Genomic DNA, 17,251 nt, shown 5'->3' on the forward strand with positions numbered 1-17,251 from the left:
TGTCGCGTTTACTTGCCGTCGCGTGCCGACACCGCGGTGTCGGGGAAGTCGCTGAACAGGCCGTCCACACCTAGCGCGAAGAAACGTTTGTACTCAGCCTTGGCATCGCCCTTGTAGTCGGACAGCAGGCCAGGCGCTTCGCTGCGGAAGGTGTAGGGGTGCACAAACAGGCCGGCAGCGTGGGCGTTCTTCACCACGTCGGTGGGGGGCAGGGCCACGCGATCGTTGTCGGTGATCTTGCCGTCGCCGTTCAGGTCACGGGGCTTGCCATCGGCACCCAGCACATGGGCGGCACTGGCCAGATAGGGTTTCCAGGGGCCAATACCGTCAGCATAGGTTTTGACTTCGGCCAGGCCTTTGGGGGTCAGCAGGTCGGGGAAGGTGCGGCTGTCTTTGGCCACGGCAAAGTCATACGGCTTGTCAAAGGGCGCCACCAGGGTCACGTTGCCCTTGGAGTCCACATCGTCGGCGTCCACCAGTTGCACCAGGCGCACCTGGGTCAACTTGCGCAAGGCCTTGAGGTTGGACACCTCGAAGGACTGGATGATGACCGGCGAGGTCTTTTGGGTGTAACCGTACTCGGCCAGCAGTGCCAGCAAGCGTGGCTCGATCGGCAGACCAGCGTCCACATGGTAGGTGGGGTGTTTGGTCTCGGGGTACACGCCGATGGTGCGGCCGGTGCGGGCGGACTCAGACTTGGCAAGGTCCAAAATTTCGCGGAAGGTGGGGATCTGGAACTGGCCGTCAAACGATTTGTCGCGGGCGGCGTTGGCTTGTTTGGCGCGCAGGGTGCGCAGCTCGGCCAGGGTGAAGTCGGTGGCAAACCAGCCGGTTTCGTTCACGCCGTCCACCTTGCGCGTGGTTTTGCGGCTGGCGAACTCGGGGCGGGCCGACACATCGGTGGTGGCGGTGATGTTGGGTTCGTGACGGGCCACCAGCTCACCGTCTTTGGTGACGACCAGATCGGGCTCGATGAAGTCAGCACCCATGTCCACCGCCTTTTTGTAGGCCGCCAGGGTGTGCTCGGGCAGGTAACCGCTGGCACCGCGGTGGCCAATGACCAGGGGTTTGGCGCCGTTCAGCGTGGGGTAGGCGGAGGTTTGCAGGCCGGTGTTGGCGCAGGCCGCCAGCAGGGCCGCGGCAGACAAAGCCACGGCGGTGGCGGTGAAACGAAAACGTGTCATGGAATGTCCCTTGGAGTTGAAATGACCAGCGGCGGATGATGGTGTCGCCGTGTGACCAATCCATGACAGCGCGGTTTCAGGGTTTGGCGTCGATCAGGTCCAGCCAGCGCTGCAGGGGGTTGAAACCGGTGATGAGTGCGCTGGCCACCAACACCAGGGCACCACCGATCAGCAGGCCGCTGCCCAGCTCTTCACCCAGAAACAGGTGGCCCCACAACACGCCAAACACCGGAATCATGAAAATGGGGCTCATGGCGGCCACGGGTGTGACGTGGCGCAGGATGCGCAAGTGCCCCCAGTAGGCCAGGCCCGAGGTGACGATGCCCATGACCGCCGTGGCAACCAGGGCCCCCAGGGTGAACCCTGCATCTGGCAGGCTGTAGGCGGCGCCCGGCAGAAGCATGAGCAGTGACATGGCATGGATGCCGGCGGCAATTTGCAGCGGCTGCATGTGGCCCACGGCCCGTTTGGTGATCGGGGCCGAAAAGCCATAACAGGCCGATGCCAACACACAGGCCAGTACGGCTAGCACCACGCTCGGGGACAGTTGCACCGGCCCCAGGCTCACGATGAAAGCCACGCCTGCAAAGCCGCACACGCAGCCCAGCACCTTGCGTGTGGTGATGGTGTCTTCGCCCATGCGGGCCGAGGCAAACATGCCGAAGATCACCGCCGTGGAGTTGAGCAACGCGCTGTAACCCGCCGGCAGCTGCAACCCGGCCCAGGCAAACAGCAAAAACGGCACGGCCACCGACAGTGCGCCAATGACGGCCAAGGTGCGCCAATGCTGCCAGGCCCAGGGCTGGCGCATGGCCCGCATCAAAATGGCCAGCGTGGCGGTGGCCAAGCCCACGCGCAGCAGCGCCAGCACATTGGGGCCAAACACCGGGCTGGCCATGCGGATGAACAGGAAGGAGGCACCCCACAGCGCCGACAGGGCGACGAGTTGCGCGAAGTATTTGGTTTTCATGGGCGTTGGTGGTGATGGGCAAGCATCCCGTCGTCGGTGCTCTGGTAGGGGCGCGGTTGGGGGCTGCTCATCTGGATCGGTATGGTTGTAAGCAGTGCATGCTGGCTAGCCAAGCATAACTTTTGGTCATCTACCAGAAGCTGAATTCACCCCGGAGCATCGCGGCGCGCTGCTCCGGGGTGAATTTCTCAATCGCGTAGCGCAGCGTGGTGCGGGGCAGGGCGGTGTGGTGCGTTTGCAGAAACGCCAACAGCCGTGCCTCGTCCCGCTTGCCCAGCTCGCGCAGCATCCAGCCGCAGGCCTTGTGCATGAGGTCGTGCGGGTCGGTCAGCAGCTGTGCGTAGAGCTTGAGCGCGTCGTCCAAGTCGCCTGCGCGGATGAAGGCAAAGGTGCTGAGTACGGCCAGACGCCGCTCCCACAGCACGGGGGACTGTGCCCACTGCCAGAGGATGCTGCGGTCGCGCTTGAGCAGATACGGCCCGGTAATGTAAGGGCCCACGCCATCCACCAAGTTCCAGTTGTTGATGCGGTGGCGCTGCTGCAGCACGCACTCAAATACTGAGGTTTGCACGGGCTCCTTGCCCTTGGCAAAGCGGCGCGTGAGGATGTCCAGCGCGAACAGGCGCACCTCGTTGTAGGGCGATTGCAGCAGGGCGGCACAGTCGTCCAGCGTGAGGGTGTTGAACTGGCGTGCGGTCTCGCGGATCAACGGCACACGGATGCCCAAGAACAGGTCACCTTCGCCATACTGGCCTGGAGCGCTTTGAAAATAACGCGCCGCCGTCTGTGCTTTGCCAGCATCGGCCAGCGCAAACAAAGCGCCTTCGGCCGCGTGGGCCTCGGGGCTCAGGCCGGGTACGGACTGCATCAGCGGCCTTCGATGAATAGCGAGTCCAACTCTTTGCGCGCTAGTGTTTGGTCGGGTGAAATAGTTGCGGCCAATTTCGACTCCTGATTTTTAGAGCAAATTTTCTTCTCCAGAGATACTCCAGAATTCCAAGGCCCTCCAAATGCTTCAAATATTTCCATACGGCTACGCTGTCACCATCTTGCACAGGTGCGTGCACATTAAATGCTCGTCGCATCCACGCTAAGCATTCTTGAAATTGAATGTCGTATGACTGGTATAGGGCCCATCCCTGCGCCTCGTTTTTTGCGATGTACACCAATACTCCCGATTGCCAGACTTCTAGCGGCACATTAAAAGAGTTTCCGAAAGGAACTGATACGCTGAATTTACGCATCTGTGCATTGCTAATTCCCAGCTTGCGGATGTTGCGCTCAAGCTTCTCGCGTGGAGGCATCACTCGGTAGTGATGAAATTTCTCTGATCGCTCTTGTTCTTCCCTAAATTCCTGCTCTCTTTTTTGTTTTCGTGCATTTTCATTGGTAACTTGGGCTAATGCATATCGATCATTCAATCGTTGCTTTTCCAGTGCATGTATTAGAGATGCCTCTTCCTCCATGGCTTCAACGTGTTTGTTGAAGATCCATTTGGCTGTGTACGGTGCGCTGAACAGCAAATCTTCAAGTGCAGCAAATGTGAACGTACTTTTTAGTGACTGCAGGTCTACTTCAAATGCGGGGATTTGCATCTCCCGCATCTTTAATGCTTTGACCTCGTCTACAAAATGCGTCACCGCGATTTCAACGAGATATCGCTCATCCCCGGCTCTGACCCATATGTCCGGGCGTATGTTTTCCATCGAAAGCTCAAGCGCCACTTCATCCAACTTCAGAAGTCGTTCCGCAGTATGAGTTTTTGACGGTGCATATTGAAGAGTGCTTCGGTATTCCACAACCGGAAGTCGAACTTCTTTGCGATCAGCAATGATTTGTTTTGCCGCTAAATGAACTGCGGTTTCAAAACCGCGAGCGCAGTCTTCGCCTGGTGCGTGTGCAAAGTGTGGGGTTGTGGCACCTTGTCTAGCGATTAATGGTCTCTTGCATGCGGGGCAAATACACCCGCAGGCTTTCCCGTTTGGCACACCATTTGGCTCATAAAGTGTCGAGCCACAGATTCCAAAAGGCACGCGTAAGGACATATGCGGCGTCAGCGACCGCGCAGAAACAGCGTGTCCAGCTCCTTGAGTGTGAGCTGGCGCCAGGTGGGGCGGCCGTGGTTGCACTGGTCGCTGCGCTCGGTGGCTTCCATGTCGCGCAGCAGGCCGTTCATCTCTTCGAGGGTGAGTTTGCGGTTGGCACGCACGGCGCCGTGGCAGGCCATGGTGCCCAAAATTTCGTTTTGTGCGCGCTGGATGACGGTGCTGGCGTCGTGCTGCGCCAGTTCGGCCAGCACGCTGCGCGCCAGCTCCACCGCGTCGCCTTGCGCCAGGGTGGTGGGCACGGCGCGCACGGCCAAGGTCTTGGGCGAGAAGGGGCTGATTTCCAGGCCCAGGGTGTTGAGTGTGGCCACATGGGCCTCGGCCGCGGCCACTTCATCCAGCGTGGCGGCAAAGGTGGCGGGGATGAGCAGCGGCTGGCTGGCCAGGGGATGTACTGAGCCATCGGGTGCGGTGAGGCTGATCTGGGTCTTGAGCCGCTCGTAGACGATACGTTCGTGGGCGGCGTGCATGTCCACGATGACCAGGCCCTGGTTGTTCTCAGCCAGGATGTAGACGCCTTGCAGTTGGGCAATGGCGCGGCCTAGGGGCCATGCGTCTTCGTTGGGTAGGCGGCTGGGTGGCAGAGGGCTTTGCTCCGTGTCCTCCGCCCGCTGTGCGGGCTCCCCCTTTACCTGCGCAAAGCCCTCTGCCACCCAGCCTTCTTGGGTGGTGGGGTTGCGCTGCCAGAGGGCGCCTACGTCGCTGACGCGGTGGCCTAGCAAGCCGATATCTGCTTCAAATTTGATAGCTGGCTGCGCACTGTACATGGGGGCTACAGGAACTTTTGGCACATAAGTGCCGGGCTGGGCCAGCAATGAGGGGGCTTGGGCTTGGCCATCCACGGTGCCTGCCGCAGCGGCGGCGCGTGGCGCGGCCAGGGTGTCTTCCACGGCGTGGCGCACGGCTTGGTGTACCTCGCGGCTGTCACGGAAGCGCACCTCGATCTTGGTGGGGTGCACGTTCACGTCCACGCGCGTCGGGTCCATGGCGACGTACAGCGCATAGACCGGCTGGCGGTGGCCATGCAGCACGTCCTCATAGGCACTGCGGGCGGCGTGGGTGAGCACCTTGTCACGCACAAAGCGGCCGTTCACGTAGCAGAACTGTTGGTCAGCGCGGGAGCGGGCGGCGTCGGGTACGCCGGCGCGGCCCCATACGCGCAGCGCGGGTTGGCCGTATTCGTTGGCCTGCTTGCTGTGCCAGTCCACACGCACGCTTTGCGCCAGAAACTCGGGGCCGAGCACGTCGCTGAGGCGCTGGTCCAGTGCGGCCAGTGCTGCTTCGGGGGGGGCTTCGGCCAAAGACATGTCCAGGCAGCGGCGCCACTGCTCCACCAGCTTGCCCTCGTGCCAGATGGCAAAACCCACGTCAGGGCGGGCCAGCGCGTGGCGGCGCACGGCTTCGATGCAGTGGGCCAGCTCGGTGGCGTCGGTTTTGAGGAACTTGCGGCGCGCGGGGGTGCTGTAAAACAGCTCCTTCACCTCCACCGTGGTGCCCTGGCTGCGCGCCACGGGTTTGAGTTCGCCGGTGCGCCCGTCCAGCAGATAGGCATCATTTAGGCCGCTAGCCCTCGACAAGATTGCGCAATCAGCTATTGAATTGATAGCGGCCAGCGCCTCACCCCGAAAACCCATGGTGGCCACACTCTCCAAATCGTGCAGGCTGCCGATCTTGCTGGTGGCGTGGCGCTTGAAAGCGATGGGCAGCTCGTCACGCAAGATGCCTTGGCCGTCATCTTCCACACTGATGAGGCGCACGCCGCCGGCCAGTAACCGCAGCGTGACCTGGGTAGCGCCAGCGTCCAGCGCGTTGTCCACCAGCTCGCGGACCACGCTAGCCGGGCGCTCCACCACCTCACCGGCCGCAATTTGGCTGATGAGTTCGTCGGGCAGTTCGCGGATGGGGCGGCGGGGGAGGGAGGGGGGGAGCGGTGCGTTCACCGGTCCATTTTAGGGGCGGCACCACAAGGCGTCGTCGCGGCTTTGGTGCCGTGTGTATTTGTAACTTCACGGGTTGTGGCAAGTTCTCATGGCATAGTAGAAGAGGCGCCTAGGGCGCCGCATGTTTATGTAGCGGGCCTGTCCCGTAGCTGATATCTAAAAAGTATAGAAAAGGTATGGCGGAAAAACTCGTTGGAACGTTGTTGGACCGATTAACCACCTGGGTATTCCCTGCCGTGTTGGTGGCGCTTGCGGGCCTCACCCTGCTGTGGCAGCTGGGACACTCTGACCCGGCAAAGGGGCGCACTTTATCCCTGCATGTCTGGGAAGAGGTGGAGCCCGTAGACACGGGCGTACTGCTGCCGTTAGTACAGCGGCTGGAGACCCTGCCCGCGCAGGTCTCCGCTGAAACGCGCTTGTCTGCGCACCCTTTTTGGTTTTCACTGCGTGTTCCCGAAGGGCTTGTGGGCGATTCCTTGGAGATTGATTTCCCCTCGCGCCACGCGGCTGCGATGGCCTGCTGGAATTCGCAGACCGGGCAGTTACTGGGAGAAGCCCATCGTCAAGGGGCGTCGGGCGCCATGCGGCGCAGCCGCGCTGGTTTTTCGCTACCGCTGTCCGCGGGGCTTGCCAACGTGGCCTTGGTATGCCGGGCAGCCTACCGCGGCCCGGCCAAAATTGCCGCAGAGCTCTGGGAGTCCAGAGTCTTGGCGCAAGCCCAGGTGGCACACCAAAAAACCGGGGTGATGTTGGAGGCCGGCATCGGGGTACTGGCCATCTTTATGCTGCTCACTGCACTGGTGAACCGCAGCGCGCTCTACTGGACTTTCGTCGGCTGGCTGCTGCTGAACATGCGCATGGCAGGTTTGTCGGCAGGCACCGACCTGGAGTTGCTGGGCTACCCGATTGCATCGTCCTGGATGATTCTGATTCGGCAGTGGACGCTGTGCATGTACTACGCCATGACGATTGGCCTGTTCAGTGCGCTGTTCAAGAGCGAGCTCGAAGAGGTGAACGCCGGCTGGCCCCTGACTCTGCACCAGTTCAGCGCGGTGGCCATCATCTTGGCTTGCCCGTTCCTCTCCTACGAGCGCACCTTGCCCATTTTGTGGGTGGCCACCTTCTCGGTGGTGGCACTCATGATGTGGTACCTGACCAAAATCTTGCGTCATACGCACTCCCGTGTGGCGGGGTGGTACGCGGCGTCTATCGCTGTGACCCTGGTGGCGAGCATGAATGAGGTGGTGGCAGCGGCTACCGGCCACCGCATCCTGCTGGCAGGACTCAACAGTGTGACGGCGGCGATTGCATCTGCGCTGCTGGCTTCGGCTGCCGTGGCGGAGCATATGCGCTTCCATCGTCAGCAAAACCAGCGTGCGCAAAAGATGCTGGAGGCGGCTTATCAAGACTCGCCTGTGGGACTCTTCACCATCGGTAGCGGCCAGAATGTGATGAAGGCCAACCCCGCCTTTCATGCGATGGTGCGACGCCCTGCGGCTGATGACGCGTTGGTGTTGCACGAGCTGTTTGGGGACGACGTGGTGCAGCAGGTCGTGGCCTTGCACAGTGCACGACGCAGTACTTCGATTGACCTGCAAACCCAGACGCTGCTGCCACGTGCTGGCGGGCAAAGCTGGTTTGCCATCAAGGCGTCTACGGTGGATGGCAACATCATTGAGTGCTCGCTGCAGGACATCACCGAGCGTGTGCAAGCCACCCAGCGCCTTGAGTACCTGGCCAGCCACGACCCCCTGACGGGTTGCCTGAATTTGCGAGGTTTGGCTTTGGAGATGGACGAGCCGGACTACCAGCCGAGCGCGCTGGCGTACTTCGACTTGGACCGTTTTAAACTGATTAACGATCTCTACGGTCACACGGCGGGCGACAACGTGCTTAAGCAGGTGGCTGAGCGCATGGGCAGCGTGCTGCAACGCCACGACAGGCTGGCACGTGTGGGCGGCGATGAATTTGTGATTGTGTTCTCCCGTGCCAGCATGGAGGACAGCGAAATCAGCTGCAACAGCATTGCCATGCTGATTGGGTCCACCCCTTTTCAGATCGACAACCAGAGTTTTTCGCTGGACGTGTCGGGTGGTTTGGTGGGCATGGCGCAGTTTGGCAGGTCCCCGCTCAAAGACATTGTGTCGGCGGCAGATACCTTGTGTCGCATGGCCAAGAAGCGCAGTACGCAGCGCATGGTGGTTATGGAGTCGGGCGACCGCTTTTTCCAGCAACACCAGGATGAGTTGGACCTCATCAACTGCCTGGAACGCGGTGAGACACCCCAAGGCCTGTTCTTGGTGATGCAACCCGAGCTGTCCCTAAGCCGGCCTTTTGATTCGCTGAACTTTGAAATCCTGGTGCGCCTGCGCAAAGCCGATGGTACGGTGGTGCCTGCCGGAACCATCATCGAGGCGGCGGAAGCGCATGGCAAGACAGCCATCATTGATCGCTGGGTGGTGACTACCGCGATCGACTGGTTGGAGCGCAATGCGCAGAGCCTGCAGCACACACATTTTGTGGGTGTCAACCTGTCCGGGGGGTCACTCAACGATGAGTCCTTTACGGCAGAGTTGTTCGCGCTGTTTGAGCAGCACCCGTTGGCCTTGTCCAAGATTTGTATCGAGATCACCGAGACCGTAGCCATTACTGACATGCGCAACATGCAGCGCTTCATTGACCGCGTGCGCGCCATGGGCGCCAAGGTGGGGCTGGATGACTTTGGGGCTGGGTACTCCTCGTTTGGCTACCTCAAGGGACTCTCTGTGGATGCGCTCAAGCTGGATGGATCACTGGTGCGGGATGCGGCGCGCAGCCAATCCGGCATGGCGATCATTGTCGCTATTGGGGGACTGGTAAACAGCCTGGGCATGAAGTCCGTAGGTGAGTTTGCCGAAGACCTCGCCACCATCCGTGCGCTCGTGGACGCGGGCATCGATTACGCCCAGGGCTATGGCATCAGCAAGCCGGTGGACCCTTCCCGTATTTTGGCCGCCCGCAGTGGCGCCGACTTCATTGAGGACGCGGAGATTCTGGCCTTTGTCAAACTGCTGCAGACCAATGCAGATGCCACCTTGTCCCTGTTTTCAGACAGCCAGCACGGCATGCTGCATTAACGGTTCTGCGCAGCCTGTTCAATAGGCCAGGGCCGCCGACGGGGAGCGTTGCATGGCCGTTGGTATGTGCAGCGGCAGGCTGTCCTCTTGTGTGCTCTGGGGGGCATCCGGCTCGGGGCAATGCCACGTGTGGGCGATGGATTTGGCCCGGCTCAGGTCAATGTCCGGATGGCGGGTTTCAAAGAAAAAATCGTGCAGGCTGTGTTGTGCCGCGTGCCACAGCGGTTGTACCGCTTGGGGGGCCAGGTACATCACACGGTGCGGCACACCGCCCGTGAATGTCATGGGATAAAAAACTCCGGCATCCCCCACATCCGAGAAGTACAAGCTGTCATAAATGCGGTCCACAGGACGGCGCCCGGTCGCCATCATCCAGTCCACGTTTTGCGCCAGGCAGTAGTTGTGCAATGCCTTGAACAGTGCGCTGCGCACCAGGGAGGAATTGGGATTGCCCCTGACGCACAGACGCGTGGCCTCCACCATGCGGCTGCCGCGAAAACGGTGCGGCAGTTTGAGCGAGTGCTGTAACGGAATGGCCTGTACAAGATTGGCGTGGGTACGCAGGGTGCCAAGCACCGTGCCGTCCAGTTTGGAGGTGGCTACGAACACTTCGCAGCCGGATTCGAAGTCGGCGGCCTCGGCTTCGCGCAATTTGCAGCCCAGATCGGGAAGGTGTTTGCCATAGGACGCTGCACGCAGCTGGATCACCCCATCCATTTGTGCTGCCGAGGCAATTTCGACCCGGAATGGCAAATGTGCGGTTTGCACCACCGACCTTGGAATGCTAGCTGCTGGAACCATGACAACCCCCCTTCAGTTACGTTGATGAGGCGACCAGTCTAGGGTTAGTCCTAGGGATTAATGGTGGAATTAAGCGGTGATTTCCACGCCTTTTCGGCGACGCGATGCCGTGTACTAAGGTAATGGATCCCCGCCACATTTGGGGCCAAGGCGCCATAGGGATAATTGGCGCCTATGGAACTCATTACCCAGCTTTTCGATTTCATCCTGCACGTGGACAAGTACCTGGAGGTCTTTGTGCAGAACTACGGGGCCTGGGTTTACGCCCTGCTGTTTTTGATCGTGTTTGTGGAAACCGGCGTGGTGGTCATGCCCTTTTTGCCGGGCGACTCGCTGTTGTTTGTGGTGGGGGCCATGTGCGGTGTGGGCCTGATGAGTTTTCCGGTGGCGGTGGGGGTGCTGCTGCTGGCGGCCATCCTGGGCGACCAGTGCAACTACTCCATAGGCCGCTACTTTGGCCCCAAGGTGTTCCAGTGGGAGCAATCGCGCTTTTTCAACAAGGCGGCCTTCGACAAGGCCCACACCTTCTACGAAACCTATGGCGGTTTCACCATCATTGCGGCGCGTTTCATGCCCTTCTTGCGCACCTTTGTGCCGTTTGTCGGTGGTGTGGCACAAATGAGCCGCACCAAGTTCACGCTGTTCAACGTGGTGGGCGCCGTGGTCTGGGTGCTGGGCATTTGCACCGCGGGGTACTTTTTGGGCAGTTTCCCCTGGGTCAAGGCCAATCTCGACAAAATCATCTGGGGAATGATCCTGATCCCCGGTCTGTTTGTGCTGTGGGGTGCCTGGAAGGCGCGAAGCGCCAGCGCGACAACGTAGGGCGAGATTTCGCCGCCGGGCCGCCCCAAGGCGAAACGCACCCCTTGGGGGGCAGCGACCCGCGCAGCGGCGGAGCGTGGGGGCTAACTGGTCGTGCGGTTGCGCGCCAGCGGCGGGTTCTTGGCAAAGTAGGCCAGGATGCCGCGCATCAGCGCGTCGGCCAGCTCGTTCTGGTAGTCCTCGCTGTTGAGTTTGATCTCTTCCTTGGGGTTGCTGATGAAGGCGGCCTCCACCAGCACGCTGGGAATGTCGGGCGCCTTGAGCACAGCAAACGACGCCTGCTCTACCTTGGGTTTGTGCAGCTTGCCCACGCGCTTGATTTCGCCCAGCAGGTTGCTGCCGAGCTTGAGGCTGTCGTTGATCTGGGCGGTGGTGCTCATGTCCAGCAGGGCGCGCTGCACGGTGGCGTCCTTGGCCTTGACGTTGAGGCCACCAATCAGGTCGGCCTTGTTTTCCTTGGCCGCCATCCAGCGTGCGGCGCTGCTCGATGCACCGCCCTGGCTGAGTGCAAACACGCTGGCGCCTTGCGGGTCGGGGGTGAAGAAGGCGTCGGCATGCAGGCTCACAAACAGGTCGGCCTGTACGCGGCGGGCCTTCTGCACCCGTGTGCCCAGGGGCACAAAGAAGTCTGCATCACGCGTCAGGTAGGCGCGCATGGCGCTGCCGTTCACGGTGGCGTGGTTGATACGTTCACGCAGCAGGTGGGCGAGCTTGAGCACCACGTCTTTTTCTTTGGTGCCGCCGGGGCCAATGGCGCCCGGGTCTTCGCCGCCGTGGCCCGGGTCCAGCGCAATGATGATCAGGCGTTCGGTCGTGGTGCCAGACCCAGGTGTAGCTGCAGTTTTAGTGCCATTTAGGCCTGTAGCGCCCGTTGTATCTGCGCGAGCAGCTCCTGTTTTAGGAGCATTCTGGCCGGCCACGGTGACCGGGCTGGAGGCCGGGCGCTGCGTGTGCTGGGCAATCAGTGCGTCCAGCGGATCGGCGGCGGGCTTACTGGTGGTGGTTACCGGCTTGGGCGCCACATCCTTCAGGCGGTCTGCAATCAGGCCCTCCAGCGGGTCCACCTCGTCCACCGGGTACAGGTCAAACACCAGCCGGTGCTGGTAGGCCGCCACGGGGGCGAGCGAGAACACCTGGGGCCGGATGGGGTGCTTGAGGTCCACCACCAGGCGCACCACCGTGGGCGTGAACTGCCCCACGCGGATGCCCGCAATGTTCGGGTCATCGGCCTTGACCTTGGCCACCAGTTCCTTGAGCGCGGGGTTGAGCGTGATGCCCTCAATGTCCACCGCCAGGCGCGGCGGGCTCGGCACAAACGTTTGCTTGGCGCTCAGCGCCGCGTCGGATTCGATGGTGACGCGCGAGTACTCGGGTGCCGGCCACACGCGCACCGTCATGATGGTGGCGCCACGCGCCAGGTGGGCGGTGCCCAAGGTGAGCACCACGCTGCCAGCTTGCAACAGGGTGCGGCGTTTCATGGCGTGGCTCCCGGCAGCCCCTGCAGCAACGCCTGGCCAGCCGCAGTGTGGGCTTGCAGCGTGACGCTGCGGCTGTTGTCGTCCCGCGTGCGGATGTGCAGGTCCACATCGGCCACGGGCAGCACGCCCGCGGCTTTCTCGGGCCATTCGGCGAGCTTCAGGCCGGGGCTGGCAAAGATGTCGCGAAAGCCCGCTTCTTCCCACTCGCGCGGGTCGTTGAAGCGGTAGAAGTCAAAGTGCCAGATGTTGAGCGCGTCCAGTTCGTAGGGCTCGACCACGGCGTAGGTGGGGCTCTTGATGCGGCCTGTCACGCCCAGCGCCTGCAGCAGGTGGCGCACCAGCGTGGTCTTGCCGGCGCCCAGGTCGCCATGCAGGGCCACAAAGGCGTTGGCCAGTGCAGGCTGGGTGGCCCAGTGTTGTGCAAAGGCTTGGGTGGCGGCCTCGTCCGGCCAGGCCAGGGTGGCGCTTTCTACAATGGGGTGGTGACGATCAACAGCGTGCAAGACAAGGCTCAATTCAGTGGCGACCAGCTGGTCGCCCAGGTGCGGGCCTGGGCCCGGGAACTTGGATTCTCCCAAATTGGCGTGGCTGGTGTGGATTTGTCGTCCGCCGAGGCCGGTTTATTGGCCTGGTTGTCGCACGGTTTCCACGGTGGCATGGGCTACATGGCCCAACACGGCCTCAAACGGGCCCGCCCGGCCGAGCTGGTGCCCGGCACGGTGAGCGTGATCACGGCGCGCATGGACTACCTGCCGCAGGCCACCGAAGCCGGCTGGCAGGACGTGGAGCTGGCGCGCCTGCAGCGCCCTGGCGAGGGCATTGTGTCGCTGTACGCGCGGGGGCGGGACTACCACAAGGTACTGCGCAACCGCCTGCAAAAACTGGCCGACCGGCTGTCCGAGCACATGGGCCCGCTGGGCTACCGCGTGTTCACAGACAGTGCGCCGGTGCTGGAGGCCGAGCTGGCCTCGCGCAGCGGCCAGGGCTGGCGCGGCAAGCACACGCTGCTGCTGAACCGCGAGGCCGGCTCCATGTTTTTTCTGGGCGAGATTTATGTAGACGTGGCGCTGCCCGCCAGTGCACCGGTGGAGCCACACTGCGGCAGCTGCAGTGCCTGCATCAGCGCCTGCCCCACGCAGGCCATCATCGCGCCGCACCGGCTGGACGCGCGGCGCTGCATCTCCTACCTCACCATCGAACACGCGGGCCCCATTCCGCTGGAGATGCGCGCGCTGATCGGCAACCGTATCTACGGCTGCGACGACTGCCAGCTGGTCTGCCCCTGGAACAAGTTTGCCCAGCGCAGCAGCCTGCCCGACTTTGATGCGCGCGAAGGCCTGGCCGGTGAGCAACTGGCCACGTTGCTGGACTGGACGGAAGACACCTTCCTCAAACACACCGAGGGCAGCCCGATCCGCCGTATTGGCCACGCGCGCTGGCTGCGCAATGTGGCCGTGGCGCTGGGCAACGCCTTGCATGGCACGGGCCTGAGCGCAGCGCAGCGCGCCACCATGGTCCAGTCCTTGCAACGCCGCACCCACCACCCGGACCCGCTGGTGCAGGAGCATGTGCAGTGGGCCCTGCAGACTTCCTCCGCTTCACCCGTTTCTTCCGACGCAACACCATGACCTCTTACGACCTGCTCGTCATCGACCCGCAAAACGACTTCCTCGACATCGCGGGCGCAGCCCTGCCGGTACCCGGTGCCAACGCCGACATGGACCGGCTGGCCGCTTGGTTGACCAACCACGCGGCCCAGGTGCAAAGCCTCACTGTCACGCTGGACTCCCACGCCAGTGTGGGTGTGGAGCGCACTAGCTTTTGGCAGCATGCGGATGGCCGTGCGGTGGCGCCATTCACGCTGGTTCGCGCCGCTGATGTGCAGGCCGGCAGCTTCCGCCCGCGCCATGCCTACAATACGGCCGAGGTGCTGGCCTACCTGCAGGCGCTCGAAGCCACGGGCCAGCGCCAGCTCATCGTCTGGCCGGTGCACTGCGTGCTGGGCACCTGGGGCCACAACATCCACAGCGGGCTCAGTGATGCGATTGCGCATTGGGAGCAAAGTACCGGACGCAGCTGCCACAAGGTGCTCAAGGGCCAGAACCCCATGACCGAGCAGTACAGTGCCTTCAAGGCCGAGGTGCCGCGGGCCGATGACGAAAGAACCTTGCTCAACAAGCCTCTGATGCGCACCCTGTCTGCGCAATGCGCTACGCTTTTGGTAGCGGGTGAGGCGCTGAGCCACTGTGTGGCTGCATCAGTGGGCGACCTGATGGCGGAGCTGCCGGCGGCACGTTTGCAGGCCACCGTGCTGCTGACAGACTGCATGAGTCCGGTCACCGGTTTTGAAACCATGGGCCAGGACTTTCTGGCGCAGGCGCGTGCAGCGGGCCTGCGCACCGCTACGTTGGGTTCGCTTATCTAACTACGGGCGGAAGCCCGGCAAACACGTCCATGGGCTGCCACTCCAGCGGCAGCCGGATGTCCACCTGGTCTTGCGCAGCGCGCTGCTGCAGGAACTGCATGGAGGCCTCAAAGTCGTCCAGCGGTTTGGGCATGGGTTGCATGGGCAGGGTGGACGGAATCCAGAAATCGTCCCAGTGGATGGGAATGACACGCCGCGCGCCCACGGTGGCCACGGTTTCCTGCCAGTAGGTGGCCTTGTGCTCTGTGCTGCGCGGGCCCATGGCACCTATGCCCAGCAAGACCACATCGGCCTTCACACCTTGTAGCGCTGCGGGCACGAAACCTGCGGTGCCGGTGATCAGCAGGCTGCGCCCGTCGTGGGTGATGTGGGCTACATAACTCTGGCCTTCCTTGTACTCGGTGGCGCGCACGGGCGGCTTCAGCGGTGCGGTGATCTCGCCGCCGGTAAAACCTGTTGGTGTGTGCAGCGCCGGGTACAGCGTGACGGTGAAGCGGCCAAAGGTGTAGGGCTTGCGTAACTCGGCGGTACGGATCTGGGCCTCGGGCAGGCCCCAGCCGCGGCCCACCATGGCGGTGGAGCTGGAGCCCAGCAGCAGCGCGCCGGTGCGCTGGGCCACCTCGGGGGCGTCCATGGCGTGGTCGTAATGGGAGTGCAGGGGAATCACCGCGGCCAGCTTGCCGGTGCGTGCCGGAATGCCGGCGCGCTGCAGGCCGGCGGCAATGCCGGCCACATCGGGTTCTACCTGGCGCACAAAGGTGGTGAGTTTGTCGGGGCGGGAGAAAAATCCATCGGTCAGCAGCGCGGTTTCACCATCGTCCAGCAGCACCGTCGCCACGCCGAGAAAACTTACACGCAGTGGCGTCTGTACGGGTGTAGTGGCCTGCCAGCGCAGGGCACTCAGGCCTTCCAGGCCCGGCGGATGGCTGAGTAGCCAGGCCAGTGCGGCGGCACCCACCGCCAATACCAACACAACGACAACTGCCAAGCGCTTGAACAATTTCATGCGCGCAGTGTAGGGTCAGCGGCGTGGGCGTGAGAGTCGCGTGCGTTGCAGGGCCAGCAGTTCCCCCATTCCCTGCACCAGGGCCAGCGTGACGGCCAGCCAGGGCAGCAGGGGGCTGCGGCGGGGGGTGGAGCGGCGCCGCATCAGACTTCGATCAGGGCCACTGGCTCCAGCCAGTTGTCCTCGAACAATTCGTCGAGCAAACGTTGCAGTCCAAGCAGTTTGAGGATCATGGAAGGCTCCCGGCGGGTTGCAGATGCAGCCACTCTAGGCGGCGAATGTGACGCTTTGATGGCACTGTGGTGGCATGGCATCAGCCCACGAAAAGAGGCTGCACCGGGGGCTGCGGCCCACTATGCTGGCGCGCTATCTGGAGCTTTGCCCTTGTCACCACGCGCCCTCGATGCCCTGACCGAACTGGAGCGAATCCTGCAGCTGGCCGGCAGCCGTGTGCAGACCCGCGTGGTGCGCGAGGTGGACTGCCGTGGCACGGCATTGCCGGTCTACGCCATCGCACTGGGCAACCCGGACCCGCAGGTGCCCGCTATCGGCTTCTTTGGCGGTGTGCACGGCCTGGAGCGCATCGGCGCCGAGGTGGTGATGGCCTACCTGCACAGCATCGTGATGCGCCTGACCTGGGACCACACGCTGCACCGCCAGCTCGAATCCTTGCGCCTGGTGTTCATGCCCTTGGTTAACCCTGGCGGCATGGCGCTGGGCACACGCGCCAACCCGTGTGGTGTGGACCTGATGCGCAACGCCCCGGTGGATGCGCTGGAGCCGGTGCCCGCCCTGGTGGGCGGCCAGCGCCTGAGCGCACGCCTGCCCTGGTACCGCGGCCGGGCCGGAGCGCCCATGGAAGAAGAAAACCAGGCCGTGTGTGAAGTGGTGGCACAGGAGCTGTTGCCACGGCCGTTCAGCATGTCGGTGGACTGCCATTCGGGTTTTGGCGTGCAGGACCGGCTGTGGTTCCCGTTTGCCCACACACGCCAGGCGCTGCACCACCTGGCCGAGATGTATGCACTGCAGGTCATCTTCCGCCAGACCTACAACCACCACCCCTATGTGTTTGAGCCGCAAAGCCTGCAGTACCTGGCCCATGGTGACCTGTGGGACCACCTCTACCTGCAGTCGCGTGCGGCGCCGGAGCGGGTGTTTTTGCCGCTCACGCTGGAGATGGGCTCGTGGTTGTGGATCAAAAAAAATCCGCGCCAGCTGTTCAGCCGCCACGGCATCTTCAACCCGCTGATTGGCCATCGGCAGGAGCGCGTGTTGCGCCGCCACCTGTGGATGCTGGATTTCTTAACCCGTGCGGCCTGCAGTGCGGAGTCGTGGGTGCCGCAGGACAACCAGCGCCATGCGCTGCATGCCGAGGCGCTGCAGCATTGGTACTGAGCAGGTTGG

At 62.6% G+C, this 17,251-nt stretch carries 15 protein-coding genes; 5 read left to right on the forward strand and 10 right to left on the reverse strand.

Annotation, left to right across the window (positions count from 1 at the left end):
* Positions 1-8 precede the first annotated feature (8 nt).
* The 5 genes from AC097A_RS07365 to mutL all read right to left on the reverse strand — a co-directional run bounded on the left by AC097A_RS07365 (position 9) and on the right by mutL (position 6,199).
* Positions 9-1,184, reverse strand: a complete 1,176-nt coding sequence (locus tag AC097A_RS07365; RefSeq protein WP_479620332.1) for a glycerophosphodiester phosphodiesterase — start codon at positions 1,182-1,184, stop codon at positions 9-11.
* Positions 1,185-1,260: 76 nt separating this feature from the next.
* Complete coding sequence (locus tag AC097A_RS07370) at positions 1,261-2,154, reverse strand: DMT family transporter (protein WP_479620333.1); 894 nt, start codon at positions 2,152-2,154, stop codon at positions 1,261-1,263.
* 130 nt (positions 2,155-2,284) lie between these two features.
* Entirely contained in the window at positions 2,285-3,022 is a 738-nt protein-coding gene (locus tag AC097A_RS07375) for a DNA alkylation repair protein (protein WP_479620334.1), read from the reverse strand.
* Positions 3,023-3,062: 40 nt separating this feature from the next.
* Positions 3,063-4,199: a competence protein CoiA family protein gene (locus AC097A_RS07380; protein ID WP_479620335.1), complete on the reverse strand. Its 1,137-nt coding sequence runs from the start codon at positions 4,197-4,199 to the stop codon at positions 3,063-3,065.
* An 8-nt stretch (positions 4,200-4,207) separates the two neighbouring features.
* Positions 4,208-6,199, reverse strand: a complete 1,992-nt coding sequence (gene mutL, locus AC097A_RS07385) for a DNA mismatch repair endonuclease MutL (RefSeq protein WP_479620336.1) — start codon at positions 6,197-6,199, stop codon at positions 4,208-4,210.
* 176 nt (positions 6,200-6,375) lie between these two features.
* On the opposite strand from mutL, the gene AC097A_RS07390 reads away from it, so the two are divergent.
* On the forward strand, positions 6,376-9,315 hold the full coding sequence (locus AC097A_RS07390) for a putative bifunctional diguanylate cyclase/phosphodiesterase (RefSeq protein ID WP_479620337.1): 2,940 nt from the start codon (positions 6,376-6,378) through the stop codon (positions 9,313-9,315).
* An 18-nt stretch (positions 9,316-9,333) separates the two neighbouring features.
* Here the strand turns inward: AC097A_RS07390 and AC097A_RS07395 are convergent, their stop codons facing one another.
* Positions 9,334-10,116, reverse strand: coding sequence for an N-acyl amino acid synthase FeeM domain-containing protein (locus AC097A_RS07395; protein ID WP_146097382.1), 783 nt, complete (start codon positions 10,114-10,116; stop codon positions 9,334-9,336).
* Positions 10,117-10,290: 174 nt separating this feature from the next.
* Between AC097A_RS07395 and AC097A_RS07400 the strand changes: the two genes are divergently transcribed.
* A complete protein-coding gene (locus AC097A_RS07400) occupies positions 10,291-10,938 on the forward strand; it encodes a VTT domain-containing protein (RefSeq protein ID WP_479620338.1) in 648 nt (215 codons plus the stop codon).
* Positions 10,939-11,021: 83 nt separating this feature from the next.
* On the opposite strand, the gene AC097A_RS07405 is transcribed toward AC097A_RS07400, so the two are convergent.
* Complete coding sequence (locus AC097A_RS07405) at positions 11,022-12,416, reverse strand: N-acetylmuramoyl-L-alanine amidase (RefSeq protein WP_479620339.1); 1,395 nt, start codon at positions 12,414-12,416, stop codon at positions 11,022-11,024.
* Positions 12,413-12,919 (reverse strand): tRNA (adenosine(37)-N6)-threonylcarbamoyltransferase complex ATPase subunit type 1 TsaE, encoded by a 507-nt coding sequence (gene tsaE / locus AC097A_RS07410; RefSeq protein WP_479620340.1) that lies wholly within the window; start codon positions 12,917-12,919, stop codon positions 12,413-12,415. The genes AC097A_RS07405 and tsaE overlap by 4 nt, the downstream gene beginning before the upstream one ends.
* A 39-nt stretch (positions 12,920-12,958) precedes the next feature.
* On the opposite strand from tsaE, the gene queG reads away from it, so the two are divergent.
* Together queG and AC097A_RS07420 are read left to right on the forward strand one after the other, a co-directional pair.
* Positions 12,959-14,044: a tRNA epoxyqueuosine(34) reductase QueG gene (gene queG, locus AC097A_RS07415; protein WP_479620936.1), complete on the forward strand. Its 1,086-nt coding sequence runs from the start codon at positions 12,959-12,961 to the stop codon at positions 14,042-14,044.
* Positions 14,041-14,841, forward strand: coding sequence for a cysteine hydrolase family protein (locus AC097A_RS07420; protein ID WP_479620341.1), 801 nt, complete (start codon positions 14,041-14,043; stop codon positions 14,839-14,841). Before queG ends, AC097A_RS07420 begins: the two co-directional genes overlap by 4 nt.
* On the opposite strand, the gene AC097A_RS07425 is transcribed toward AC097A_RS07420, so the two are convergent.
* Entirely contained in the window at positions 14,834-15,847 is a 1,014-nt protein-coding gene (locus AC097A_RS07425; protein ID WP_479620342.1) for an MBL fold metallo-hydrolase, read from the reverse strand. The genes AC097A_RS07420 and AC097A_RS07425 overlap by 8 nt on opposite strands.
* 15 nt (positions 15,848-15,862) lie before the next feature.
* On the reverse strand, positions 15,863-15,991 hold the full coding sequence (locus tag AC097A_RS07430; RefSeq protein WP_479620343.1) for a hypothetical protein: 129 nt from the start codon (positions 15,989-15,991) through the stop codon (positions 15,863-15,865).
* Positions 15,992-16,231: 240 nt separating this feature from the next.
* On the opposite strand from AC097A_RS07430, the gene AC097A_RS07435 reads away from it, so the two are divergent.
* Positions 16,232-17,242 carry a M14 family zinc carboxypeptidase gene (locus AC097A_RS07435; protein WP_479620344.1) on the forward strand — a complete coding sequence of 337 codons (1,011 nt, stop codon included), beginning with the start codon at positions 16,232-16,234 and terminating at the stop codon, positions 17,240-17,242.
* The last annotated feature ends 9 nt before the right edge of the window (positions 17,243-17,251 follow it).

The organism is Rhodoferax sp. XS2R6 (assembly GCF_056521365.1).

What these genes read in the sequence shown, in the direction of transcription:
- AC097A_RS07365 (WP_479620332.1), bottom strand. Translation starts at nt 1,184, where the DNA reads ATGACACGTTTTCGTTTCACCGCCACCGCCGTGGCTTTGTCTGCCGCG.
- AC097A_RS07370 (WP_479620333.1), bottom strand. Translation starts at nt 2,154, where the DNA reads ATGAAAACCAAATACTTCGCGCAACTCGTCGCCCTGTCGGCGCTGTGG.
- AC097A_RS07375 (WP_479620334.1), bottom strand. Translation starts at nt 3,022, where the DNA reads ATGCAGTCCGTACCCGGCCTGAGCCCCGAGGCCCACGCGGCCGAAGGC.
- AC097A_RS07380 (WP_479620335.1), bottom strand. Translation starts at nt 4,199, where the DNA reads ATGTCCTTACGCGTGCCTTTTGGAATCTGTGGCTCGACACTTTATGAG.
- AC097A_RS07390 (WP_479620337.1), top strand. Translation starts at nt 6,376, where the DNA reads ATGGCGGAAAAACTCGTTGGAACGTTGTTGGACCGATTAACCACCTGG.
- AC097A_RS07395 (WP_146097382.1), bottom strand. Translation starts at nt 10,116, where the DNA reads ATGGTTCCAGCAGCTAGCATTCCAAGGTCGGTGGTGCAAACCGCACAT.
- AC097A_RS07400 (WP_479620338.1), top strand. Translation starts at nt 10,291, where the DNA reads ATGGAACTCATTACCCAGCTTTTCGATTTCATCCTGCACGTGGACAAG.
- AC097A_RS07405 (WP_479620339.1), bottom strand. Translation starts at nt 12,416, where the DNA reads ATGAAACGCCGCACCCTGTTGCAAGCTGGCAGCGTGGTGCTCACCTTG.
- AC097A_RS07420 (WP_479620341.1), top strand. Translation starts at nt 14,041, where the DNA reads ATGACCTCTTACGACCTGCTCGTCATCGACCCGCAAAACGACTTCCTC.
- AC097A_RS07425 (WP_479620342.1), bottom strand. Translation starts at nt 15,847, where the DNA reads ATGAAATTGTTCAAGCGCTTGGCAGTTGTCGTTGTGTTGGTATTGGCG.
- AC097A_RS07430 (WP_479620343.1), bottom strand. Translation starts at nt 15,991, where the DNA reads ATGCGGCGCCGCTCCACCCCCCGCCGCAGCCCCCTGCTGCCCTGGCTG.